Here is a 25,151-nt window from a genome sequence, read left to right as displayed (position 1 = left end):
AAAAATGATTGGAATACTAGCAGGAATGGGGCCAAAATCAACTGGGCCATTCGTCGATACAGTTGTAGCAGAGTGCCAAACAATATACGGAGCAAAACATGATATGGACTTTCCTCATATGATGATTTATTCTTGCCCAACACCGTTTTACATGGATCGTCCTATCGATCACGAAGCGATGAAAAAAGCGATTATTGAAGGAGCACAAAAACTCGAAAGTGCTGGTGTAGACTTTATTGCTATGCCGTGCAATACAGCGCATCTTTATTTTGAAGAATTACAGCATTCTCTTTCTATTCCAATTTTGAATATAGTCGATGAGACGTTACGAACAATTCCTGAAACTGTAAAAAGAGTCGCTCTTCTCGCAACAGAAGCGACTGTTCAAGCTGGAATTTACCAAGACGGGATTGCAAAACGTAATATAGAATACCTCCATAATGAAAAATGGCAAAAGATGATTAATCAAATTATTACTTGTATTAAAAGCGGAGAAGTTGAAGAAGCCCGCAAATTATGGAGCGCGCTCGTTTTACAATTAAAAGATGAAATAGATACTGCTATTATCGCATGTACTGATTTGAATGTTGTGGCGAGTGAGGATTTTGTGGATTCTGCTCAATGTCTTGCTGAGGCGGTTGTTAGGATGTATCTATCAAATACTAAGAGATCTTCATAAACATAGAAAACAGCCCTTTTAAAATGTGTTTTTTGTTTGCTAAAAATCCCCAAAACTTTTAACTTTCTTCACAATTCTTTCAAAGTATCCACACTTAATCTCGCTATATTAAATAAGTAGTTATTCATATAGGGAAGGTTAGGGGAACTGAAAGTATGAAACAAAATCGTTCGCTTCATTACATTTTTTGGCGTTGGCATTTTTATGCTGGGCTTTTTATTACGCCGCTTCTTATTACTTTGTCACTGAGCGGAATTGGGTATTTATTTCGGGAAGAGGTTGAAGATTTCATCTATAAAGATTTATATTTTGGGAAGAGCGCCCAAACAGTATCTATTTCGATGTCTGATTCTATTTCCTTAACTGAGAAAAAATATCCACATTATAGTGTGGCGAAAATTAGTGAGTTTAATGGGGATTATAATACGAGACTTACGATCGCAAATGAGTATACTGGGCAACAAAAATATGTGTATTTAGATAGTAATAATCAAATTGTCGGAGATCAAAACGCAAGTGAAACGTTTGCCAATATAATGAGGGAATTACATAGTTCTCTTTTAGTTGGTGGCACTGTCGTTAACTATATTGTAGAACTTGCGGCATGTTGGACAATCTTCTTAATTGTGACTGGGTTGTACATGAGTATACGCCAGTTCAAAAACACACCGGCATCCAATAAGCGAGAAAAAGCAAAACGACGTCATTCTATTATCGGTATTATATTTACAATTCCTCTCGTTCTGCTAGTCGCATCTGGCTTGCCATGGTCAGGGTTTATGGGCAACCAAATTTATAAAATCGCAGCGTCGAATGAATCAATCGGATATCCAAAGTTGTATATGGCACCGCCTGAATCCAAGGTAAAAGAATTGCCGTGGGCAACAAGAAAAGAAGCTCCTCCTGAATCTAATTCGAATGAGCCAAAGGCAATTTCAGTTGATACATTACAAAAAGGAATTGAAATAAAAAAGCCATATGTTATCTCACTACCAGCTGATCCAAAAGGTGTATTCACTGTTTCGAAATCGAGCGGTTCTGGTATTACAGGTATGCATGTTGCACCAAATGAAGAGATAACAGCTTACTTTGATCAATATAGCGGAGAACTCATTTCAAAAACGGACTATCGTGATTATGGCTTATTTGCACAATGGTTCACTTACGGTATCCCGCTTCACGAAGGACATTTATTCGGATGGCCAAATAAAATATTATGCTTACTAACGACATTATCTCTATTATTTCTTATTTATTACGGAGTAAAAATGTGGTTAGCAAGAAAGCCGAAAGGAAAATTAGCAGCACCTCCAAAGCAGAGAGATAAGAAAAGTATATTCGTTTTCTTTATCATGATGGTTATATTAGGCGCTGTCATGCCTTTATTCGGACTATCTGTTTTAGTTATTTTCGCAATTGAACTTCTTATATATGTATTTTCAAAAATACGATCATAATAAAAAGCATTTGTACCCCCGTGTACAAATGCTTTTTATTTACTATTTTCTTTTTTTCTACCACTTATTAAAAAGACAATGTCTACTATAATAATCAATGCAATGATAACTTGAGCCACATAAGCCATCGTTGTAGGACCGCCGGCTTTATTCATCATCATATACGTTCCAGTTACAAATGAAATGGAAAGTAGCACGAGTAATGTTACTTCCATATGGTCATATACCCTTTGAAACACTCTCTTCATTTCCACCACCTCTTTCCCATATTATAACAAGAAAACCACTCTACAAGAGTGGTTTTCTTCATCACTGCGCCATTTTCTTTCGGTACAACTTCCCGTTCCAATAGAAGAATCGTGAAGTAAGCCCTCCGTATTTTACAATGCGCCGTGCCATTTTGTGCATATTCTTTTGTGCTGATACTTTTTGATCTGATAAATAAATACCAAGTAACCCTCGGCTAATAAGACGATGAAACTTCGCATGAGGCAAATCACCAATGCTGTTCTCTGCTTCTTCTACAAAATGTTTCATGCGATCTAATATAGCTTGCTCGTTTTCGTAATAACTACAGAAATTCAAATCTCCGCCTATACGGTCTTCTTCTTGATCGATAAAATAATCAAGTAAAATATGAAGTCCTTGTACGTAAGGGAAGTACCCTTGTCTAATTTTCGCAATATCTTCATCATGTAATTCATCATGAAATGCATATGCTACAAGACAGAAGATTCCAAGCGTAGAACCGGCACATGCTGAAAATTCAAACCAGCTCATCTCGGGTAAGTTTTCTTTATGTGCTTCAAACCATGTCTTTAAACGTGGTTCTCTTTCTTCTAACTTCACGTGTTTATGAATTTGTAAATCACAATAATAACAAGCTAGTTCATGAAGAACAGGAGCAATTTTATCATAGTGCTTCGTTTTCTTTAAAACATCTTGGCACGTTTCAACAAGTTCATCTAAATAACCACCATCATCTTGATCATCACGATAACGATAATAATTACCGCCACCTTCTACTTCAGGTGATAATGCCATTAACATGGATTCATGCAGCGCGGCAAAATCGTTCGGATCAAGTGATGTACTGCGATCACATAAATTATCTAAATAGTCGCTAATCGTTTGATACGCTACGATAAAACGAATACATTCCTCTCGGTGTTCATTTGCTAATAGCGCTAAAATGCCACCGCCCTCGCAATGAAACGTTTTATGCTCAATACTTGCGATTGCCTGACTATGAAGCTCATCATTCGGAATATGGTAGGCACGCTCTTTCCACATCGCTAGCTCATGGTGTACAACCGGAAACACATCACGGTATACTTTCGCCATGAGCGTTATGGGATTACTCGGTACGTTCACTTCTTCCTTCATCTCCTCTATTCATTGTACAAATAATTTACTTATTTGTTTCTATTATGTTATTGATACGTATTTCAGTAAATGCCTGAATATAATTCAAAATTTCATCACGCTCATACTCATTTAATAATTCATGATAACAATTAGGCCATTCTTTATATGCCTTATCACTTATTTTAACATTATCAAACCACATGCGGACACGTGTTTTATCTACAAGTTTATCCTCACATGCTTGCATTAGCAAGAGTGGAACGTCTGGAAACTCGTCTATTTTTTTATGAGCAATTTCAATAGACTTAATTAATTCACTATACCAACGTACTGACACTTTGCGCAAGAACAAAGAATCATTCTCCATCGCATCTCTCACTTCATGATTACGTGTCGACATTTCCACTGTAAGATTCGTTGCAAATTGCAATTTTGGTGCAACAACATTTAATATTTTTGAAGCCGCTCGAAGTGGAGCAGCAGGTGCAGCTAATACGCCTAAACATGGCGAACTTAAAATGATACCATCTATATCTTCTCTCTTCGTTTCTTGCATCATACGAATCACGATAAGACCGCCCATACTATGACCGAATAGAAAAATAGGTACCCGATATTTTCTTGCTTCTTTCACCCATAATTTAACTTCTTCTATGTATTCATCAAATGAATCAATATGTCCTCTATTTCTCGAAGTCGTTCCATGTGACGGAAGGTCTCCCATCACGACGTGGTAGCCAATATGATTCCACATTTCCGCGACCGCTTCGTAGCGTCCGTGATATTCCATTGCGCCGTGTACAATAACGACTACAGCTTTCGCTTCCTCCGCTTCATAATTCCACATACAGACCTCCTCCATTTCACTCTTTTTCATAATTTGATACACTAAAACTAGTCTCTAGGAAAGGAAGGCTTTACATGATATATCCTTATAAAGAAAAAAAACCAAAAATTTCGAGTAGTGCTTTTATCGCTGACTATGTTACGATTACAGGCGATGTTTCCATTGGTGAAGAAGCAAGTATTTGGTTTAATACAGTCATCCGAGGTGACGTATCACCGACTATAATTGGAGACCGGGTAAATGTACAAGATCAATGTACACTCCATCAAAGCCCTCAGTATCCTCTTATTTTAGAAGATGACGTTACAGTTGGACATCAAGTTATTTTACATAGCTGTCACATTAAAAAAGATGCTTTAATTGGAATGGGATCTATTATATTAGATGGTGCTGAAATTGGTGAAGGAGCCTTTATCGGGGCTGGGAGTCTCGTTTCACAAGGGAAGAAAATTCCACCAAATACGTTAGCGTTCGGTCGCCCAGCGAAAGTCATTCGTGAATTAACAGAAGAAGACCGTAAAGACATGGAACGAATTCGCACACAATACGTTGAAAAAGGTCAATACTATAAATCATTACAAAAATAATTTTCCTGCTGCCATAAGATTGGCAGCTTTTTTCATCCCGATTGGTGAAGGCTAATAATCAGTGGTGGATGAACAGAATCCCCACTGATTAAAGTTTCACTTTATAAAAACTAACTTTTTCTTTACAAAACATTATTATTCCCTCAACAAAATCTTATTAAAATAGAAGCAAATATCTCCATATATATGTAGATGAGGGAGGATAATTTTCATGAAGGTCAGTGGATTATATAAAATAGAATGTTACATTTTCAAAGGAATTAATCGCTACTTTGATCAAAAAACATTAAATATCTTTTTCAGCAATATTACTCATATTGGTGGTGCCACTTTCTCCATTGCACTCACACTTTTCTTTTTAATTTTCGCAAAAGGGACTTTGCATCAAGCTGCAATTGCAACTGCTATTTCTTTAGCAATTAGCCATATTCCTGTGCAAATATTAAAAAGATATTATCCACGAAAACGTCCTTATTTAACAATTCAGGATGCAAAATATCCAGTCCATCCATTAAAAGACCACTCTTTCCCGTCTGGTCATACAACGGCTGTTTTCTCTGTGTTCATTCCATTTATTTGCTATAATCCAAGCTTACTTGTTTTTCTATTACCGTTAGCATTATGCGTCGGGATTTCTCGCATTTATTTAGGGCTTCACTATCCGTCAGATGTATTCGTTGGTATGTGCCTCGGCACTTGCTCTGGCATCATCTCTTTTTATCAATGCATCCCACTCTTCACGTAAAGGAGTGATATGATGAGAGTCGCCATATTTACCGATACTTTTACACCACAAATCAATGGGGTTGCGAAAACATTAGAGCGATTAACACGTTACTTTCAAAAAGAAAATATCGCCTATTCTGTTTTCGCCCCTCAGCATACCGCTGAAGATAATTTCGTAGCAAATGTGAACAAAATGAGAAGTATCCCGTTAACAATATTATATCCAGAATGCCGCTTTTCTTTTCCTACTCCGCGCATTAAACGGGAACTTCTTACCTTTAAACCTGATATGATTCACATTGCTACACCTTTCAACATGGGACTTTGTGGATTGTATTATGCAAAAAAGTTAAACATTCCAGTTGTCGGTTCTTATCATACTGATTTCGATGCCTATTTACGCTATTACAAAATCGAATTCCTCTCTAATATGCTTTGGAACTATTTAAAATGGTTTCATAGTCATATGCAAAAGAATTTTGTTCCTTCCTCTGAAACATTACATCAACTAAAAAATAAAGGGTTTCAGTCCCTCTCTATTTGGGGACGTGGTGTAGATTGCACACTCTTTCATCCAGCTTATAATACAGACCTATTCCGAAAAAAATATAATATTACAGCGAAGTATGTCCTTTCCTATGTTGGACGGATTGCTCCTGAAAAAGATATTGATACGTTGCAAGACCTTATCGTTAAATCCGCGCATACTCGCAACGACATTCATTGGCTCATCGCCGGAGATGGTCCTCTAGCAGCAAACTTATGTGAATCTGTCTCGAAAACAAATGTCACTTTTACTGGCTATTTACAAGGTGAAGATTTAGCTGAAGCATATGCTTGTTCTAACATAATGGTATTTCCATCAGCTACTGAAACGTTTGGAAATGTCGTACTCGAATCACTTGCATGTGGTACCCCTGTCATTGGTGCAAATAGTGGCGGAGTTAAAAATATTATTACAGATGGAAAAACGGGAGTTCTTTGTCCACCAAAAGATGCGGATGCATTTCTATCATCCATTTATTCTTTATTACAAAATGAAGAAAAACTTATACAGATGGGAATAGCAGCTTCGTCTTATGCGAAATCCAAAAGCTGGGATGAGATTTTTCGTGGCTTACTTAATCAATATGAAGAAGTCCTTCAGCACACCACATCAGAATTACTCGCTTAAACACAAAAACTCCCTTCAAAAAAATGAAGGGAGTTTATTACACGAACACAAATTTTAGTTTAATAAATGATACATAAGGTTAAATATCACTTTATTTCTATATTCATTATAACAAAAATAAACATAACTAAACAGACTTGTAATAAAAACCCATAAAAATTAATATATGGTTATACAGTATTTTTACTGTATAGTGATTTTAAGAATTCCCCTTAAAATCAGCTTACTCACATACCTTTATACAGCAATTGTTTCCCAATTCTGTATATCAAAAAACCTTTCATTCATTTGAAAGGTTTTTTTGAGCTTGCGCATATTCATCTTTCGTATTTACATTTATAAACCATTCTGCATTTGCTTGTATATCTTCTCCGGCAACATATTTCACATTACATTGTAATAAAAGCTGCCCCATACTTCTTTTTTCTTCTTGAAGTAAAGTATAAATCTTTTCTTTCACACGGTTATGATACGCTGCAAGTAACGGTTGTTTTCTTCCATTAATAATAGGTACAACCGCATCATATTCATTGTTCGTTTGCTCTAATAAAATAGTAAACCACTCATGCGAAACATTTGGCGCATCGCAAGGCATAATAGCGTACCAATCTGCTTCTATATATTCCATTCCTGATACAATTCCAGCAAGTGGACCGTTTCCTTTATAGTGCGGAATATCTTCTATAACAGGAACTTGTACGAATTGCTCTACTCGCTCTTTTATATCAGAATGACTAATGACTACAACCTCTTGGAGCGTCCTTGTCATCACTTTCAAAATATGCTCAATAAACGTACTCCCTTGCCAGCTCGCTAACGCTTTCGGCTCACCAAACCTACTCGACATACCGCCCGCTAATACAATTCCAGCCCATTTACTCATTGGCGATGCAGCTCGAATGTAATATGACCTAACTCCGGTAAAATCAACTTATTCATCGCAAGGCGAACTGCTCCGCTAGATCCTGGCATTGAAAAGACAACTTTTCGCCCAATTGTGCCACCAATCGCTCTACTTAACATTGCACTACTTCCGATATCTTCTAAATAACTAATCATGCGGAACAACTCACCAAATCCGACAATTTCTTTATCTAATAAAGCTGATACAGCTTCAATTGTGACATCACGTTTCGTAATACCTGTACCACCATTTGTTAATACAACATCAACATCTTCCTTATGATAACCAGCTAACACTGCTTGCTGAATACTTTCTTGATCATCTTTTACAATTTCATAAGAAGTCACTGTATGGCCTGCTTCTTTTAACAATTCATGTAATAGTTGTCCGCTCTTATCTGTCTCTTCCGTACGTGTATCGGAAATTGTTACAATCTTGCAACGCATTTCTTTTGGCGCTTGTTTTTTATGTTCATTGACACTCATTTTTCCTCTTCCTTTCTTAAAGACTTTTCTTCATTTTATCATACATATCTTTACACAATTATGTATGAAGCCGATGATGCATCATGATACAATATAAGTATAGTAATCCACAAAAAGGAAAATAAAAACATTCTTTCTTATCCCCCTAGACTTCACATCATTAGCTAACCTTTAACTTTTCTTATATTTTCTACGTAGTAGAATTCAGTTTTTAAAATTGCACTACCAAATAAATCGGAGGTCTACCTATTATGGAACTATACAAAAAATTAACAACAACATTCATCCTCTTATTCGTTGCTTCCATCACTGTCGGTTTTTCTCTAAAAGGAGCAATTCCATACGCCACATTAGTAAGTATTATATTCGCAACGCTATTTTTACTAAGCAGTGCCTTTTGCGCGGGTAAAGCACGTCAAATGAAAGGTTGATTGCATATGTTACATAAGAAACGGACCATTTGTAAATCATGTGAAAAAGAAATACAAACATATGAAAAATCATGGATTCATATGCCATTTCCAGCAAGTGGTATGACTAATATGAAAAAAATATATTGAGCTAGACGGAGAAGTGTATTGTAAATCATGCATTCAAATTGTAAGTAAAACGAAATAAAAAAAGCTTTGCGCTCACTGCGCAAAGCTTTTTTTCATATATTATAGACCAGCTTGCTCTTTTAAAGTAGCTGCTTTGTCTGTACGTTCCCATGAAAGATCTACATCAGTACGTCCAAAATGACCGTAAGCTGCTGTTTGTTTGTAAATTGGGCGACGTAAGTCTAGCATTTTAATAATACCAGCTGGGCGAAGATCGAAGTTGTTACGAACTAGTTCTACTAGTACGTCTTCAGATACTTTACCAGTGCCAAATGTATCAACTGAAATTGATACTGGTTGTGCTACGCCAATTGCGTATGCAAGTTGTACTTCTGCTTTGTCAGCAAGTCCAGCTGCTACGATATTTTTCGCAACATAACGAGCTGCATATGCTGCAGAACGGTCAACTTTCGTTGCATCTTTACCAGAGAATGCACCGCCACCGTGGCGAGCGTATCCACCGTAAGTATCAACGATGATTTTACGTCCTGTTAAACCAGCATCACCTTGTGGTCCACCAATTACGAAGCGGCCAGTTGGGTTAATGAAGAATTTCGTTTCTCCATCCATTAATTCTGCTGGAACTACAGCTTTAATTACATGCTCTTTTAAATCGCGATCGATTTCTTCCCATGTAACATCTGGATGATGCTGTGTAGAAATTACAATTGTATCTACACGTACAGGTTTACCATTTTCATCATACTCAATTGTAACTTGCGTTTTTCCATCCGGACGTAAGTATGATAATGTGTCATCTTTACGTACTTCAGTTAAACGGCGAGCTAATTTGTGAGCAAGCGAGATTGGAAGTGGCATTAATTCTTGTGTTTCATTACATGCAAAACCAAACATTAAACCTTGGTCTCCTGCACCAATTGCCTCAATCTCAGCGTCAGTCATTTGACCTTCGCGTGCTTCTAGCGCTTGGTCAACACCCATAGCGATGTCAGCAGATTGCTCATCGATAGATGTTAAAACTGCACAAGTTTCTGCATCGAATCCGTATTTTGCGCGTGTGTAACCAATGCCTTGAATTGTTTCACGAACGATTTTTGGAATGTCTACGTAAGTAGAAGTCGTAATTTCCCCCGCTACCAATACTAAACCAGTTGTTACAGTTGTTTCACAAGCTACACGTGCATTTGCGTCTTTTGATAAGATCGCATCTAAAATTGAATCAGAAATTTGGTCACAAATTTTATCTGGATGTCCTTCAGTTACAGACTCAGATGTGAACAGATGACGTTTTTTTGTCATGTGGTAAACCTCCCTACAGTAATTGTATATATTGTACGGAACTCATCCTTAATTTGCCACAAACTGCGACATACATTTATTCTCCCACACAAGCATACAGAAAAACCTTTCCTACTTAACATAGAGGAAAGGTTTAATTTGCTACTTGCATACTGCTTTTTGCCCTTTGCTCTTATCGTTCGAGACCATTAGCCTCGCACAGGTTTTAGCACCTATTCACATGTATTTACCACTACAAGTGAGGTTGCTGGGCTTCATCGGGCCTGTCCCTCCGCCAGCTCGGGATAAGAGAGTATCCGTCCCAACCTATACTAAAGAAATGATATTCATTTGTCAATTAATATTCACATTTTCCTGAAAGTTTTTCTCAATACGCCTGGAATGAAATATTAATAAGGAAATAATACATTCACACAAACAAAAATAAATAAATAGTATACATTATTTATATAATTGTGTTATACTCTTGATGGGGATTACGAGAAATATTTCATTAAATGAAAAGGATGGTATATAAATATGAGTACTGTGAATGTCCAAATCGGTTTACATGAATTATTGAACGGAAGCAATGCACAGATTCAACTAAGTGTTCCGCAATTAGTGGAAAAAGTATTAATGCGAAATGAAGGGAAATTAACTTCTACTGGTGCAGTTTCTGCTTCAACAGGAAAATACACAGGACGTTCTCCTAAAGATAAATTTATTGTGAAAGAAGCATCGGTTGCTGACAAAATTGCTTGGGGAGCTGTGAACCAACCGATTTCTGAAGAACATTTTAATAAATTATATACTAAAGTTTTAGAATACTTAAAAGAAAAAGAAGAGTTATTCGTCTTCAAAGGATTTGCAGGCGCTGATCGCAACTATCGCCTACCAATTCAAGTTATTAACGAATATGCATGGCACAATCTATTTGTACATCAATTATTTATTCGTCCAACTGAAGAAGAATTAACAACTCATGAATCAGAGTTTACAATTGTTTCTGCACCGAACTTTAAAGCAGATCCAGTAATTGACGGTACAAACTCTGAAGCATTCATCATGGTTTCATTCGAAAAACGTATCGTACTAATTGGTGGTACAGAATACGCTGGAGAAATGAAAAAATCAATCTTCTCTATTATGAACTTCTTACTACCTGAACAAGATATTCTTTCTATGCATTGCTCTGCAAACGTAGGTGAAGAAGGTGACGTAGCACTATTCTTCGGTTTATCTGGAACAGGTAAAACAACTTTATCTGCTGATCCAAACCGTAAATTAATCGGTGATGATGAGCATGGTTGGTCTGATAACGGTGTATTCAATATTGAAGGCGGTTGCTATGCGAAATGTGTAAACCTTTCTCATGAGAAAGAACCACAAATCTTTGATGCAATCAAATTTGGATCTGTTTTAGAAAACGTTGTCATTAATGATCAAACACGCATCGCTGACTATAACGATACTACTTTAACAGAAAATACACGTGCTGCCTACCCTATGCATGCGATTGACAATATCGTGCTGCCAAGTGTTGCAGGACATCCAAATACAATCATTTTCTTAACTGCTGATGCATCTGGCGTATTGCCTCCAATCAGTAAGTTATCAAAAGAACAAGCTATGTACCATTTCTTAAGTGGTTACACTAGTAAACTAGCAGGAACAGAGCGCGGCGTTACATCTCCGCAAGCTACATTCTCAACTTGCTTCGGTTCACCATTCTTACCACTTGATGCATCTCGCTATGCTGAAATGCTTGGTGAAAAAATTGAGAAACACGATGCGAAAGTATTCTTAGTAAACACTGGCTGGACTGGTGGCGAATACGGTGTTGGTAAGCGTATGAACTTAGGTTACACTCGCGCAATGATTCAAGCAGCACTAAGCGGTGAACTTGCAAAAGCTGAAACTGCTAAACATGACATCTTCGGTCTTGAAGTACCTCTTCACGTACCAGGTGTACCTGACGAAGTATTAATGCCTGAACAAACTTGGGCTGATAAAGCTGCTTACAAAACAAAAGCAATTGAACTTGCAAACGAATTCAAAGAGAACTTCAAAAAGTTCGACAGCGTTTCTGAAGCTATTATTAACTTAGGCGGTCCAATCGCTTAAGTTAAAACTTTCTGTTGGAATAACCCTTTACTCATATGAATAAGTGTCGTGTAACCGAAAAGTTTCGCGTACTCACCGACAAAACCCAATGCGGCTTAACGGTTACACACACTTACATAAAAAAGAAGCTTACGTTTTTACGTAAGCTTCTTTCTATCTATTTTTTATACAAGTACGGAGCTAAAAAAGGCTCTAATCGCTTCTAACCATCGCCGGATTCTCTATTCCATCTAAAAAATTCCCGACCACAATCTACAATTCATATACTTAAATTTTCACACATATAAATCACAGATTCAAACACACAAACTTTTTTCCTACTTACTGCATCCTTCTGGTCTCACACTGCCTGGAACTAAAAAAGGCTCTAACCGCTTCTAGCCACCGCTGGATCCTCTATCCCATCTAAAAAGCAGCTTTTATCTTTTTATCTTTTTATCTTTTTATCTTTTTATCTCTTCGTTAATTCTTTCTCATCTTTCATGCTATAGTAGCCTAAATTAACAACAATTAAGAAATAACCGCCCATAATCCCTACTGCAAAAGCCCACATCACCATATGGTGCTCAATTTCGTACATAATAATAGCACCCAAAATAGCAGCGGCAAAACGGTTAAACATACCGAGCGTCGGTGCTTTCGTTTTCTTTACAATGCTATCTCCAAGCTTCTCAATTCGTCTCCCTAAAAGCCAAACACAATACATACTTACGATAAGTCCAATTCCTGCACCTAGAAAATGCGCTGAAAACGGCGTTAACATCCATCCTAATAGCAGAATACCTAGTAAATAATACGATTGAATTTTAAACGATCTTAATGACATACTAATCATGCTGTACCCCTCTTCAGTAGTTTTAATCTATCCAACAAAAGCTGTATAACTCATTTCTTTCGAGTTCATACTACTTAAAATTCTCTTCACTCAAATTAAAAACAACATAAACCCAATGTTTATGTTGTTTAAATGTTTTCAGAAAATAATATTATACAAGATTTCGAACATCATATTCTTATAATTTGTGACGTTTTTCCAAACATTTTTCGTCCATTTATGAAAAAAGTGATATCAATCTATGAACATACGGATATGATGTAATAAATACACAAATAAAGGGGGCGTCTAATGATTTATTTTTTAATGGCTCTCATTCACCTCATTGTCCCTGCACTTATTGGACTTTCGCTATATTGGTACACGAAAAATCATAGTATTTTCTACGCTGTCCTCGGTGTTCTCCTTCCAGGTATTATTCTTATCACACTCTTCCGTATTCCATTTTTAAACTTAATTCCACTTATTACTGCTATCTTATTTCTCGTCTTCTTACCAAAAATAAAAAAATAGGAAAGCAGATCATAAGTGATCTGTTTTCCTATTTTGATATAGGTTCCTGTACGGTAGTATGAACTTTTACTTTCTCCAATTTTACAAACCATAGACCAAAGAAAATGATTATCCCACCGATCATTTGTTGTAATGAAATAGATTCATTTGCCCATATAGCTGCAAATAAAACTGCTACAATCGGTGTAATATACATATATACCATCGTATGGGATGCCCCAATTTTTTGAACACCGATATACCACATTACTAAACCAAATACTGTTACAAAGAAAATAGAATATAGTAAAGCAAATAGTGTCATCCCTTTTGTAATGTGAAACGGCATGACAAATACATGTGGACCACTTAATAATAAAAGCGGAATTGCTCCAACTAATGCCGACCATGCAGTAACACGTAGTGCTGAATATTTTTTAATTAATGGCCCTGCTAAAACAGGATAAAACCCCCAGCATATTGATGTAATCATTCCAATTCCATTCCCGTAAAAAGAACTAGCTAGTGAATGCCCCGCTACTAAAACTAATGCTGCACCCACAAAGGCAATCATAGAACCAATTAACTTCCGAGAAGAAAACTTTTCTTGTTTCAAAAAAACCGCAAATAAAGTTGTAAAAATAGGTGAAATAGAAATGAGTAAAGAGGCATTTGTAGCGGATGTATATTTAACAGTTTCCATAAATAACGTTTGATATAGTACAATACCTACAAAACTAACAACGATTAATCTTGGTATATCTTTTCGCTCCACATAAAGCGACTTTTCAATAAAGAATGTAAGCAATAACAGTAACGGTGCCGCCGCCATCATCCGAATAGCAGTAAACTCAATTGCTGTAAATTCTACAAGCCCATATTTTGCAATGGTATAGTTAATACCCCAAATCATAACGACACTTAAAATTAATAACTCAATTCCCCATCTTCTCATGCGTATCCCCTCCGCAAAGAAAATTATACAGAAAATTCAATCATATGTACATTTCATTATGTGAAAAAATCTTTTTATTGTATCAAGAGCTTTACTTTGACACATGAAATTATATCGGCGATTTTTTAAGTATATCTACTTATCAACAAAAAACGGCAATAATAACACCTTATGCAATAAAAAAGACGATTCCAAAAACATATTGGAACCGTCTTTTCTTTATTATACTCGAACATGTAACTTCATATTTGGATTATAAAACTGGCTCGGGCTTTTCAACTGAAGAGTTCCTCCACCTTCATGCCAATCAACCGTTAACTTATCATCCATAAATACAAGCTTTGTACGATCGGCGATAAAGCTAAGTGTACTTGATTCAATATCTACATCACGCTCATCTTTTTCAGCTACAGCTACTAAATCAATGATTCCGCTCATAACACAACCGCAACCTTCATTATCGTAAAATAATTTTATATATTTCGCTTCATTTGGAATCGTATCCATAATTTTTTTATATGCTGCTTCTGTTACAGTAACGTACATCTGTTAATGTTCATCCCCTCTTCTCGTATCATTCATATATTGTACCACTTTTTTTCTAAAACTTTGTATACAGAAAATTAAGACTAATATACAATGTATGTGATAAAGGAGGTTCTATCACTGATGTCTCAACTAAAGCGATATCCTATTTTATTAGGCCTATTAGGTAGCTTTTTTATTTCTAGCGGAATGATATTACAACATATACTTCCCTATTCTCCTTCTATTGGTTGGATTCTAGGTTTTATTTGTTTCCTATCCGCTTCTTATTTTGCCATGAAAAACAAAAATAACTAATAGAGTAAGAATTAGTTTAAGGAGGATAACACAACATGCCAGCTTTAAAAGAAATAGAACAATCACTCAATCATATATTCCAAATCGAAAAATACGGAAAAGACATTGCCTTTAGTCGCTTTATCCCTGCTGTATATGATTCTATCCAATTCCCATGGCAACAATTTTTTGAAGCAACTTTTGTGGAGCTATTTAACGGTCTTATTTTTGTGGAGCTATTTAACGGTCTTATGATACGAGGGGCTGAAAATGTAAACAAAGTATTTTTAGCTGTATTCCCTACAGATGACGTTCTTGAAGCCTTCATTTCACAATCGACACCTGGTGATTTACTCTTTATGCATCATCCACTTGTAATGGAGTGCGGTGATCCGCTTGGAAAATCAGGCCGTGGTTTTATTCCCATTCCAGAAAAATATTTGCAGGCGATAAAAGAAAAACAACTTTCTATATATACATGTCACGGACCAATGGATTTTCATCAAACGTATGGAACAAGCATTTCAATCGCAAAAGCACTCCAAGCCAGTGTAATTGATGGATTTGCTTACGGTGGTCCAGAAAGCGAGCCAGTCGGTCTCATTTGTGAAATTGATGAAACATCAACAGAAGCACTCCAAAAACGTCTAAAAAAACTCTTCCACATTCCTTACACAGACTTCGAAGGTAAACAACACGATTCCATTAAAAAAATTGCAATTATCGCTGGATGTGGCGATATCGTATCTTTAATGAACGAAGCAGAAGAAAAAGGTGCTGAAGCATATATTGCAGGAGAAATCCATTGCCATATCGACAATGATTACGGTAGACATAAATACTCGCTCATTATGGATTACGTAAAAACAACGAATATGTCACTCATCGGTGTGTCGCACTCTGCCTCTGAATATTTAGTGAAAGAGACATTGATATATGATTGGTTTAAAGAGAACTTTCGTTTGGATATTACTTTAATTCCGCAGGAGAAATGGTGGTTATAAAAGGACGCTTTAATTAGTGAAGATGGGTACACACACCAATTGATTTTTTACAGAATAAAAAAGGAGATCGCTCTCAAGTAAGTAATCTCCCTTTTTCGAATATTTTATCATTACATCGGCAACATTACCTTTACCGTCGTTCCAACTCCAACTTCACTTTCAAAGCTCATTTTACCGTTGTGGTCTTTAATAATTTTTTCTGTAACTACTAACCCTAAACCTGTGCCCGTTTCTTTCGTTGTGTAAAAAGCTTCATTTAACTTTGGAATTTTATCTTTTGGAATGCCGCACCCCTCATCTTTCACCTGAACGACGATTCCATCTTCTACGGTAACTTTAATCGTAATCGTTCCACCAACTGACATTGCTTCAATCCCATTTTTGATTAAATTAAAAAATACTTGTTTTAATCGTTTTTCGTCGCATGTAATTGACGGTATGTCTTTACTGTAAATACCTTGTATGTGCACCCCTTGTTCTAAAGCAGGTTTACCCATAACCCGAATAACATAAGCGATAATTTCTTGTATGTTATGAGTTTCTGATTCTATCGATTTAGATTTCTCAAACCCACTAAGTTCTGTAGTAATTGTATGAATTCGTTCTACCTCTTGCTTCATAATATCGCTATAAATCTTATCCTCGGGATGCTTGTTCGCTTGTTTATTCACAAGTTTTTTTAAAGTTGCTAAAGGTCTTCTAATCTTATAGCCAATAACTGTTGCCATTTTTCCAACAGTTGCTAGTTTTTCTGTTTGTTTTATTTCTTTATCCATCATCTCAATCGTACGAATGTAAGACTGGAATCTCAAAAATATAATCCAACATATAATGGAGAATACGCTACATAATGCCATTGGGATTAAAACGAGAGAAGATTGAATAATGATTCCAATAAGAGCGTACCTTCCAACAATTATCCCTATAACTAACCAAAAATATTTTTTACTCACGAAGATTGGTGCAAATAAAATGAAAAATCCTTCTACTATATTTCCACCATCAAACTCAGCATCACTACCAGAATAAATCATAATATTATGGATAAAATCTAATACATTATAGCCAATTAAAATGATATACTTTACCGCAAATGGATTCTTCCATTTCATAAAATATATGCCGATGCAAAACAATATCACCATCCAAAAATAGAGCCATAAACCTAAACCATCTTCGAATTTTCCTACTCCTTCTTGTTCTCCCCCTATTAAAGGTACGATAAATTCATAGGCAAGATCATATACAAAAAATATAATAAAAAATAAGCTTAAAAATACTTTGAGTGCCTTTATTTCTTCATTTTTAAATATATAGCCTTTATTCATATGGTAACTCCTAGCTTTTCTTCCACTTGGATTTCATAATTTCCAAACTTCATTGGAAGAATGATGTCTATTCTTGTTCCAATATCTCTTTCACTTACAATGCATAATTCACCAAGATGCTCGGCAACAATTCGATCCGCTACCGTAAGTCCTAGACCAATTTTATCTTGTTTCGTTGTATAAAAAGCCTCTGTCACACGGGCTAAATTTTCCTTCTTAATACCGTAACCACTATCGATTATACTTATCATCACATAATCTTTCCCTTTATTTTCTAATCGCAAATCTAAAATGCCACCTTGCTCCATTGCCTCCAGAGCATTATTTATGACATATAAAAAAACTCCTCTTATTTTTCGTTCATCACATTCAACTTCCACTGTTTTTTCTTCCACATTAGAAATAAGTTGAACATTTGATTCATTCATTTTTTCGCGAAGAGTTTTTACTGCTTGTAATACAATTTCTCCTACATCATGTTTCTCATAAATAGAAGGTTTACATGTAGCAACTTCCATTAACTCGCTTATCATATTATTCATATTTTCTATTTCAAAAATCATTCGTTTATAAATAGGATCATCTTCATGCTTCTCTCGCTGTAATTGCGTAAATCCTTTTAACGAAGCAAGTGGATTTTTAATTTCATGCCCGACTGTCGCTGCCATTTTTCCGATCACTGCTAATTTTTGTGATTCACTAGCAATCATAATACTTTCCTTTACAGCTGAAAGATATTGTAAAAATCGATTTAAAATGATGTATGCAGCTATTAATAAAAGTGTGTACATAATAAGAAACATAAACGCTTTTACTTCCTCTAATACAAATAAATAAATCACATATTTCCCTATAATCGTAGCAAGTAAAAACACAAAATACTTTTTATTTAAAAATATAGGTACAAAGAAAATGAGAATAATTTCTATTATATTTACCCCATCAAATGCCGCCTTATTATAAAGAATATACGAAAGTATATTAGCCATTTCTATCCCTATGTATGCAAATAAACATGTATATTTAACAAGGTTTGCTTTCTCTTTTTTTATTAAATATATATTCACGCCGAGTATTGCTGTTCCACAAATAACTTGCCATAGTATGTTATGTCCCTTATCCGTTAGTGATTTATTTTCTAATACGATTGCATAGAAAATTTGATATGCAGTAACAGTAACAAATAGCACCCATAAGAAAATTTTTGCATTCCTTTCTTCTTCTTTATATGATAGAAAACTTTCTTTCACTTTAACACCCCTTCAAAATAATATCTCGAAGAATACCATTTATTATAATAAATGATTTTCATAGACAAACAAAGATAAATCGAACATTTGAGGAAAATCATACCAACAGTGTAATATCTTCAGACTATATGCAAGCATAAAAACTACAATCAATAATACGTATATTATGGGAGGTGTTTTATATGGACGGCAAAAAAAATAAAAAGACAGAACAGCTCCAATCCTTTACACGCGAAAATGAAGGAAAGGAGATGACAACAAATACAGGTGTTAAAATTTCAAATGATGAAAACTCTTTAACTGCCAGTGATCGTGGCCCTACCCTTCTGGAAGATTTTCTTATGCGAGAAAAGCTTTCTCATTTTGATCGTGAACGAATTCCTGAAAGAGTCGTTCATGCACGAGGATACGGAGCACATGGCATTTTTGAGTTATATGAATCTTTAGAAGAGCTAACAATGGCACACTTTCTACAAAACCCTTCAAAAACAACACCACTTTTCGTTCGTTTTTCTGAAGTAGCGGGATCAAAAGGAGCCAATGAAACGAATCGAGATGTTAGAGGATTCGCTGTTAAATTTTATACAGAAGAAGGAAATTTCGACTTAGTAGGAAATAACATACCAATTTTCTTCATTCAAGATGGTATTAAATTTCCTGATCTTATTCACGCCCTTAAACCAGAGCCACATAATGAAATTCCACAGGGCCAAACAGCACATGATACTTTTTGGGACTTCATCGCCAATAATCAAGAATCAGCTGCAATGATGATGTGGATTATGTCCGACCGTACAATTCCAAGAAGTTTTCGAATGATGCAAGGATTTGACGTTCATACATTTCGTTTCGTTAATAAAAATGGAAAGTCGCGATTCATAAAATTCCACTGGAAGCCAAAGCTCGGCGTTCATTCGTTAATTTGGGATAGAGCATACTAACACACATAAGGGGGATACTTCATGTTTGTTACGGTCGAGAAAGATGTTCATATTTTTGTGCAAGACGTTAATCCCGGTCCCGGTAGTAAAACTGTTTTTTTCGTCCATGGCTGGCCTTTAAATCATCAAATGTATCAATATCAACTCAATGTTTTACCGGAGCACGGCTTTCGCTGCATCGCCATGGATATACGCGGAAATGGGCAATCTGATAAGCCATGGACTGGTTACACGTATGACCGATTAGCTGATGATATTGCAATTGTTCTGGAAGCACTCCAAGTAGAAAATGCTACGTTAGTCGGTTTTTCAGTCGGCGGTGCTCTTTCTATTCGCTATATGTCTCGCTACAATGGGAGTCGTATTTCTAAGCTCGCATTAATTGATGCCGTCTCTCCTTCTTTCGTGAAAAATCAAGAGTCCCCTTACGGTGTACCAAAAGAACAAGCAGATACCCTCATTCATCAAATGTATGTAAATTTACCAAAATTTTTAAGTGATGTATCTTTATCATTTTTCAATAGAAACTTAGGAGCTGCAACCCTTGAATGGTTTTCTTATCTCGGTATGCAATCCGCTTCCTATGCTCTCATCAAAATTTTGCAAGCAGCTGCAAACGAAGACGTAACGAAAGACTTAAGTAAAATTAACGTTCCAACAAAAATATTCCACGGCGTTCACGACCAACTGATTCCATACAAGAGCGCTGAACTCACGCAAAAACGGATTAAAAACGCTCAACTACATGCTCTTACAAATAGTGGTCACGGCTCTCCAATCGACCAAGCAGATGAATTAAATGCAGAACTTATAAAATTTTTAAATTCATAGTTTCCTTACAGCAAATTCTTTTTTATTAACTATCTTTTTTGTTTACCCAATTAAACCGGCCCATTCGTAAGTAAGAATAACTACGATACGAATGATACATTCTGTTATCTTCCCATCTCTTTTTTTAATTTATCCCATCGAATATCATTACAACTTATTTTTCCGTTAATATAATTTATTTTTCAAAGAAAGTGAAAGTATATGCCCTATAGGTTATTTGTTGAAGTGAATGAAGTTTTCACAAAATAAAATTCACACATTTCTCACAAATCAATCAATAAAACGATTACATTTTTGTTTATACTAAATGTACAAGTAATACTCCCTAAACCCAGCTTGTCTGGTTACCCCGTTAAATACTATGAAAAAAGGACTTGTATCCTATACAAGTCCTTTTTTGTTTCCCCTATTTAAAGAGTATATCTTTACTATACTGCTTTCCAGCGAGTAAATCATATTGAATCATTTTATATTGCTCTAACATTTCTTTTTGTTTCTTTGTTAAGTCTTTAATCTCTTCGCCATTTTTATCAACTTTTAATTCATCTCTAAGCACTGGTATTTCTTCATGTAACTCCGATAAAAATTGATAAAATGGTGATTTATTTAATCCTGCGTAATCAAAAACAAGATTTGAAAAATAAATTGGACTTACTAAACCTAAATTGTCATTTGGTATATCAAAATTTGCATACATTAATAATGGCGTTTCTGCCATTGCTAATCTTTCATTTATAGTTTCTTCATTCTCAATATATCCAGCTTCTTTATAGATAGCTTTATTTGTCCCTAATACCGGTAAGTGATCCCCAAAGAAAACCAATATAGTAGGTCTTTCTAGCTCTTGAATTTGTTCTATTAAATATTTAAGAGCCTCATCAGAACGCCGTACACCCTCAGTATATGTTTCTAATTCTGCTTTCGATCCCTCATCTGTTAATCCGCTAATTTCTATTTGCTTTTCTTCAAACCTTCCTGGATTGAATGGAAAATGATTTTGCATCGTAACTGCATGAATAAACGTAGGTTGCTTTCTCTTATTCAATTCCTCTATTATTTCTTTACTAATAGATATATCGCTAATATAATCTCCATCTACCTCTACGTTTTTCATTGTATCTTCTGCATTGAAATTATCAAATCCAAAAACATTATATACATCATCCCGCTTATAAAACGATCTTCCATAAGCATGAATTGCATTCGTATAATATCCATGGTTTTTCAACTCACTTGCGATAGATGGAATTTCTTTCTGCCCCGCCACTGCTTGTTGATATGGTACAGAACCCGGCTTTAAAAAGCTCATTGAATAGCTCGTTAACGCTTCAAATTCTGTATTCGCTGTGCTTCCCCCGAATACAGGAGCTATTGTTTGTCCACCCGGAAAATTCTCAATATAGTGATGTAAATTCGCCAATGGATCTTCGCTAAATGAAAGATTCACTAGCTTTGTTGGATCCCAAAAAGCCTCACTCATGAAAAATATAATATTTGGTTTCTCTATCTTCTCTTTTTTCCCTACATTGCTTTCATATTGTTTCTTTATATTATTTGAAATTTGTATCATAGTTTCTTTTGAATATTCTTCTGGCTTCTCAATGACAGTTGTGTCTAAGTTACTGACAAATCCTAAAACAAAACCATTATCACCATAGTTTACATTTTGATTCCAAGCCACGAAGGTTACCCCATATTTTTGCAATACATTACTCATAAATGTATTAGGATAATTACTATATGCATACACCATAAACGTAGAGCCACATATTAAAATAATTCTCGTAATAATATGAGGTTTTATAACTGGAATATGCTTCCTTATATAAATAACTAAATATACAAGCAAAACAATACCAACTATTACTAGGAATATATTCCACCAACTGAAATATTCCATAACCATTGGTATAACAGACTGCATTTGAGTAATCTGTGTGAAATCAGACGGATAGAATGGATCTCCTCTAAAAATGATTTTAAAATGGTTCACAATCCCAAAAATAATTAGCACCAAACTTGTTATCGTGACACTCAAAAATATTCGTCCGAGCAAACTGTACACAAAGACATATATCATATAAATAAATAATAAGCTTAACATATACTGTCCGTATCGCTCATAAACCCAGTTATTAACTAATAAAAGGTTCATATTCTCCTGCATCATGATGTACATCCAATTCACTGTGTGGGCTATTAAAAACAAGAAAATATACCCTCGAATAACCGGTCTAAACTTATAACTAACACTTTTATTTAAATGAATGGCGTATAGTAGTACGCCCCACAAAACAATAATTAGCATACTGATTTGCATTTTCTCATTAAAAAATTCTTTAGTTTTCTCGAATTCGAAAGATTTTAGTATTACAAAAAACAATGTTTCTAAACAAATTGCCCACATTCCACTAAGAATGATTGAAGTTAATAGGTTTTTTTTCGGTTGTTGGGCCGAAAAACTAAAATGAAATTCATCTCTTCTTCGTTGTTGTGTTAAAACATTAAAACGCAATTTATTCCCTCTTTCCTTTACCCCTTGCCTCGCATTAGCAAACATATTGTCCTATACAAAATACCATATTTGTGTGTAGTTAGTCTCCCTATCTGTTTATATTATACACATGTATCCTTAATTTCCTCTTAAAAATAAAGTGAAACTTTAATCAGATTGGGGTTGTCCAGCCCGCACCAATTAGGATAAAAATTCTTCGTCTCTATATTACTAGCATAATATGAACTATGCTTTATCAAAATATTCCTCTAAGAAAAAAACCTGTCAACAGTGACAGGTTCTCCTTCATTCTAACAGACATTAGCATATTTATTATATAAAAGAAAATATCCATACTTTCCATATAATACATACGATCACTATAAATACAAAATCAAAAAAATCTAATCTCGGACCTTTTTCCATATGCATATGTAGCCACATATGAACCCATTTCATTTTTGTATATTTTTGAATGTTTTTCTTTGCAAATCGGTAAATGAGCAATTGTATAATAAAAAATCCAACTACGAAAATGAATACTAAAATGAGAAATTCAATCACGAAATTCCTTCCTATTTTTGTAGCGCTTTTTCGACGATATGGTTCTTCAAAACCCACTCCTCAAACTGAGCACTTCCAAATTCCCAGCTTAAATCACGAGCATGTACAGAAAAAACGTAATGACCAGCATATTCGTCCATAAACCTTCCTAACTCTACATCGTCTTTCTGAATACCGTATACTCCAAAATTAAAATACACATCCCACACGTCTTCATTCTTCCTCTTATAAGCAATCGATTCCATATCACATTCTGTTCCGAAATAATCAAGATGTAAATGTACGCTATCATCATATTCGTACTTCATTTTATCACCCCTTATATTTGTACTTCTTTATCACTCAAAAAATTCCTGCTATCTATACTCACATATGGGCACTTACCTACATATCATGCTTGTAGAGTGACTTCTAGGAGGTGTTATATAGTGAAAAAATTAATAGCTGTTTTTTGCATCATGTTACTAACTGTTTTCACTTTTGCTGCTTGTAGTAGTAAAAAAGAAGGGCCAAAAGATCAAACTCAAAACATTCGCGTCGGCGAAGTTACCCATTCTCTTTTCTATGCACCGTTATATGTTGGGATTGAAAAAGGTTTTTTTAAAGATGAAGGACTAAATATTGACCTACAAACAACAGCTGGCGGAGATAAGACGATGACCGCCCTATTATCTGGTGGAATTGATATTGCTCTTGTCGGTTCTGAAACGTCTATTTACGTTCATCAACAAGGAGCAAAAGACCCTGTTATTAACTTCGCACAGCTTACACAAACAGATGGGACATTTTTAGTTTCACGTAAAAAGCTAGATTCTTTTAATTGGAATGACGTAAAAGGTGTTACGTTTTTAGGTCAGCGTAAAGGCGGCATGCCGCAAATGGTTGGAGAATACGTTTTAAAGAAAAATGGCATTGATCCTCACAAAGATACGAACTTAATTCAAAACATCGAGTTTGCTAATATTGCAAATGCCTACGCGTCTGGTACGGGAGAATTTGTACAGCTCTTTGAACCGACTGCAAGTATATTCGAAAAAGAAGGTAAAGGTTATATCGTCGCTTCGTTCGGAAATGAATCTGGTACTGTTCCTTATACATCGTTCATGGCAAGAGAAAGTTTCTTAAAGAAAGATAAAACTGCTGCTGAAAAGTTCACACGTGCGCTCTATAAAGCGCAGCAATGGGTTGATACACATAGTCCCGAAGAGATCGCTGATGCCGTTTCTCCGTTATTTAAAGACACTTCAAAAGACATTACAGTAAAAGTAATTGAACGGTATAAAAAGCAACATTCTTATGCGACAAATCCGCTATTAGATGCGGAAGAATGGAAACAGCTCCAAACTATTATGAAAGACGCTGGTGAATTACAAAAAGAAGTCCCACATGAAGCGCTCGTCAATACGAAAATTGCCGAAAGCGTTATTAAGAAATAGAGGCGAA

The 25,151-nt window shown here is 35.4% G+C and carries 25 protein-coding genes, 2 pseudogenes and 1 riboswitch; of the genes and pseudogenes, 13 read left to right on the top strand and 14 right to left on the bottom strand.

The features are described 5' to 3' along the window. Positions 1-4: 4 nt before the first annotated feature. Together ACS2MN_RS27225 and ACS2MN_RS27220 are read left to right on the top strand one after the other, a co-directional pair. Complete coding sequence (locus ACS2MN_RS27225) at positions 5-679, top strand: aspartate/glutamate racemase family protein (protein ID WP_098709773.1); 675 nt, start codon at positions 5-7, stop codon at positions 677-679. A 155-nt stretch (positions 680-834) separates the two neighbouring features. Further along, on the top strand, positions 835-2,136 hold the full coding sequence (locus ACS2MN_RS27220; protein WP_087950975.1) for a PepSY-associated TM helix domain-containing protein: 1,302 nt from the start codon (positions 835-837) through the stop codon (positions 2,134-2,136). A 35-nt stretch (positions 2,137-2,171) separates the two neighbouring features. On the opposite strand, the gene ACS2MN_RS27215 is transcribed toward ACS2MN_RS27220, so the two are convergent. The 3 genes from ACS2MN_RS27215 to ACS2MN_RS27205 all read right to left on the bottom strand — a co-directional run bounded on the left by ACS2MN_RS27215 (position 2,172) and on the right by ACS2MN_RS27205 (position 4,351). Then, entirely contained in the window at positions 2,172-2,384 is a 213-nt protein-coding gene (locus ACS2MN_RS27215; RefSeq protein ID WP_000832126.1) for a hypothetical protein, read from the bottom strand. A gap of 61 nt (positions 2,385-2,445) precedes the next feature. Further along, on the bottom strand, positions 2,446-3,510 hold the full coding sequence (locus ACS2MN_RS27210; RefSeq protein WP_001102465.1) for a tetraprenyl-beta-curcumene synthase family protein: 1,065 nt from the start codon (positions 3,508-3,510) through the stop codon (positions 2,446-2,448). Between the two features lie 37 nt (positions 3,511-3,547). Then, entirely contained in the window at positions 3,548-4,351 is an 804-nt protein-coding gene (locus tag ACS2MN_RS27205) for an alpha/beta hydrolase (protein WP_000267436.1), read from the bottom strand. Between the two features lie 74 nt (positions 4,352-4,425). Between ACS2MN_RS27205 and ACS2MN_RS27200 the strand changes: the two genes are divergently transcribed. From ACS2MN_RS27200 to ACS2MN_RS27190, 3 genes are all read left to right on the top strand, one after another. Continuing rightward, on the top strand, positions 4,426-4,938 hold the full coding sequence (locus tag ACS2MN_RS27200) for a gamma carbonic anhydrase (protein ID WP_000640192.1): 513 nt from the start codon (positions 4,426-4,428) through the stop codon (positions 4,936-4,938). A 211-nt stretch (positions 4,939-5,149) separates the two neighbouring features. Further along, on the top strand, positions 5,150-5,683 hold the full coding sequence (locus tag ACS2MN_RS27195) for a phosphatase PAP2 family protein (RefSeq protein ID WP_000868586.1): 534 nt from the start codon (positions 5,150-5,152) through the stop codon (positions 5,681-5,683). A 12-nt stretch (positions 5,684-5,695) separates the two neighbouring features. Then, complete coding sequence (locus tag ACS2MN_RS27190; protein ID WP_001261594.1) at positions 5,696-6,838, top strand: glycosyltransferase family 4 protein; 1,143 nt, start codon at positions 5,696-5,698, stop codon at positions 6,836-6,838. A gap of 280 nt (positions 6,839-7,118) precedes the next feature. Here ACS2MN_RS27190 and ACS2MN_RS27185 read toward each other — a convergent pair whose 3' ends face one another. Together ACS2MN_RS27185 and ACS2MN_RS27180 are read right to left on the bottom strand one after the other, a co-directional pair. Further along, the gene (locus tag ACS2MN_RS27185; protein ID WP_000049465.1) at positions 7,119-7,721 is read right to left on the bottom strand and encodes a molybdenum cofactor guanylyltransferase; all 603 of its coding nucleotides are present in this window, start codon (positions 7,719-7,721) and stop codon (positions 7,119-7,121) included. Next, positions 7,718-8,227, bottom strand: a complete 510-nt coding sequence (locus tag ACS2MN_RS27180; protein ID WP_000115580.1) for a MogA/MoaB family molybdenum cofactor biosynthesis protein — start codon at positions 8,225-8,227, stop codon at positions 7,718-7,720. Before ACS2MN_RS27180 ends, ACS2MN_RS27185 begins: the two co-directional genes overlap by 4 nt. A gap of 251 nt (positions 8,228-8,478) precedes the next feature. Here ACS2MN_RS27180 and ACS2MN_RS27175 point away from each other — a divergent pair, with 251 nt between their 5' ends. Beyond that, positions 8,479-8,658 (top strand): hypothetical protein, encoded by a 180-nt coding sequence (locus ACS2MN_RS27175; protein WP_000424805.1) that lies wholly within the window; start codon positions 8,479-8,481, stop codon positions 8,656-8,658. Between the two features lie 6 nt (positions 8,659-8,664). Then, positions 8,665-8,845, top strand: a pseudogene (locus ACS2MN_RS27170) (hypothetical protein). Positions 8,846-8,886: 41 nt separating this feature from the next. Here ACS2MN_RS27170 and metK read toward each other — a convergent pair. Beyond that, entirely contained in the window at positions 8,887-10,086 is a 1,200-nt protein-coding gene (gene metK, locus ACS2MN_RS27165) for a methionine adenosyltransferase (RefSeq protein WP_000163114.1), read from the bottom strand. A 169-nt stretch (positions 10,087-10,255) separates the two neighbouring features. Further along, a riboswitch (SAM riboswitch) is annotated at positions 10,256-10,377 on the bottom strand. A gap of 228 nt (positions 10,378-10,605) precedes the next feature. On the opposite strand from metK, the gene pckA reads away from it, so the two are divergent. Further along, a complete protein-coding gene (pckA, locus tag ACS2MN_RS27160; protein WP_000108810.1) occupies positions 10,606-12,192 on the top strand; it encodes a phosphoenolpyruvate carboxykinase (ATP) in 1,587 nt (528 codons plus the stop codon). Between the two features lie 451 nt (positions 12,193-12,643). Here pckA and ACS2MN_RS27155 read toward each other — a convergent pair whose 3' ends face one another. Continuing rightward, on the bottom strand, positions 12,644-13,027 hold the full coding sequence (locus ACS2MN_RS27155) for an ATP synthase subunit I (RefSeq protein ID WP_000624935.1): 384 nt from the start codon (positions 13,025-13,027) through the stop codon (positions 12,644-12,646). 291 nt (positions 13,028-13,318) lie between these two features. Here ACS2MN_RS27155 and ACS2MN_RS27150 point away from each other — a divergent pair, with 291 nt between their 5' ends. Beyond that, positions 13,319-13,540: a hypothetical protein gene (locus ACS2MN_RS27150; RefSeq protein WP_000639048.1), complete on the top strand. Its 222-nt coding sequence runs from the start codon at positions 13,319-13,321 to the stop codon at positions 13,538-13,540. Between the two features lie 28 nt (positions 13,541-13,568). On the opposite strand, the gene ACS2MN_RS27145 is transcribed toward ACS2MN_RS27150, so the two are convergent. Both ACS2MN_RS27145 and ACS2MN_RS27140 read right to left on the bottom strand, forming a co-directional pair. After that, a complete protein-coding gene (locus ACS2MN_RS27145; protein WP_001255425.1) occupies positions 13,569-14,474 on the bottom strand; it encodes a DMT family transporter in 906 nt (301 codons plus the stop codon). Positions 14,475-14,696: 222 nt separating this feature from the next. After that, the gene (locus ACS2MN_RS27140; protein ID WP_000289564.1) at positions 14,697-15,020 is read right to left on the bottom strand and encodes an iron-sulfur cluster biosynthesis family protein; all 324 of its coding nucleotides are present in this window, start codon (positions 15,018-15,020) and stop codon (positions 14,697-14,699) included. 332 nt (positions 15,021-15,352) lie between these two features. Here ACS2MN_RS27140 and ACS2MN_RS27135 point away from each other — a divergent pair, with 332 nt between their 5' ends. Then, on the top strand, positions 15,353-16,300 hold the full coding sequence (locus tag ACS2MN_RS27135) for a Nif3-like dinuclear metal center hexameric protein (RefSeq protein WP_346994437.1): 948 nt from the start codon (positions 15,353-15,355) through the stop codon (positions 16,298-16,300). Between the two features lie 110 nt (positions 16,301-16,410). Here the strand turns inward: ACS2MN_RS27135 and ACS2MN_RS27130 are convergent, their stop codons facing one another. Both ACS2MN_RS27130 and ACS2MN_RS27125 read right to left on the bottom strand, forming a co-directional pair. Continuing rightward, the gene (locus tag ACS2MN_RS27130) at positions 16,411-17,628 is read right to left on the bottom strand and encodes an ATP-binding protein (protein WP_001032642.1); all 1,218 of its coding nucleotides are present in this window, start codon (positions 17,626-17,628) and stop codon (positions 16,411-16,413) included. Further along, positions 17,625-18,878, bottom strand: a complete 1,254-nt coding sequence (locus ACS2MN_RS27125) for an ATP-binding protein (RefSeq protein ID WP_000664870.1) — start codon at positions 18,876-18,878, stop codon at positions 17,625-17,627. The genes ACS2MN_RS27130 and ACS2MN_RS27125 overlap by 4 nt, the downstream gene beginning before the upstream one ends. A 182-nt stretch (positions 18,879-19,060) precedes the next feature. Here ACS2MN_RS27125 and ACS2MN_RS27120 point away from each other — a divergent pair. Beyond that, a pseudogene (locus tag ACS2MN_RS27120) lies at positions 19,061-19,813 on the top strand (catalase); the annotation flags it as partial. 27 nt (positions 19,814-19,840) lie between these two features. After that, a complete protein-coding gene (locus ACS2MN_RS27115) occupies positions 19,841-20,650 on the top strand; it encodes an alpha/beta fold hydrolase (RefSeq protein ID WP_000498283.1) in 810 nt (269 codons plus the stop codon). Between the two features lie 406 nt (positions 20,651-21,056). Here the strand turns inward: ACS2MN_RS27115 and ACS2MN_RS27110 are convergent, their stop codons facing one another. The 3 genes from ACS2MN_RS27110 to ACS2MN_RS27100 all read right to left on the bottom strand — a co-directional run bounded on the left by ACS2MN_RS27110 (position 21,057) and on the right by ACS2MN_RS27100 (position 24,016). Further along, positions 21,057-23,210: an LTA synthase family protein gene (locus tag ACS2MN_RS27110; protein WP_142344992.1), complete on the bottom strand. Its 2,154-nt coding sequence runs from the start codon at positions 23,208-23,210 to the stop codon at positions 21,057-21,059. Between the two features lie 267 nt (positions 23,211-23,477). Beyond that, complete coding sequence (locus tag ACS2MN_RS27105) at positions 23,478-23,708, bottom strand: hypothetical protein (RefSeq protein ID WP_098805869.1); 231 nt, start codon at positions 23,706-23,708, stop codon at positions 23,478-23,480. Positions 23,709-23,719: 11 nt separating this feature from the next. After that, positions 23,720-24,016 (bottom strand): DUF3986 family protein, encoded by a 297-nt coding sequence (locus ACS2MN_RS27100; protein ID WP_000873106.1) that lies wholly within the window; start codon positions 24,014-24,016, stop codon positions 23,720-23,722. A gap of 120 nt (positions 24,017-24,136) precedes the next feature. Between ACS2MN_RS27100 and ACS2MN_RS27095 the strand changes: the two genes are divergently transcribed. Continuing rightward, positions 24,137-25,144 carry an ABC transporter substrate-binding protein gene (locus tag ACS2MN_RS27095; RefSeq protein WP_000733218.1) on the top strand — a complete coding sequence of 336 codons (1,008 nt, stop codon included), beginning with the start codon at positions 24,137-24,139 and terminating at the stop codon, positions 25,142-25,144. Positions 25,145-25,151: the final 7 nt, after the last annotated feature.

Source organism: Bacillus cereus group sp. BceL062 (genome assembly GCF_051780025.1).
GTDB lineage: Bacteria > Bacillota > Bacilli > Bacillales > Bacillaceae_G > Bacillus_A > Bacillus_A toyonensis.
This window is presented reverse-complemented; position numbering and strand designations above follow the sequence as displayed.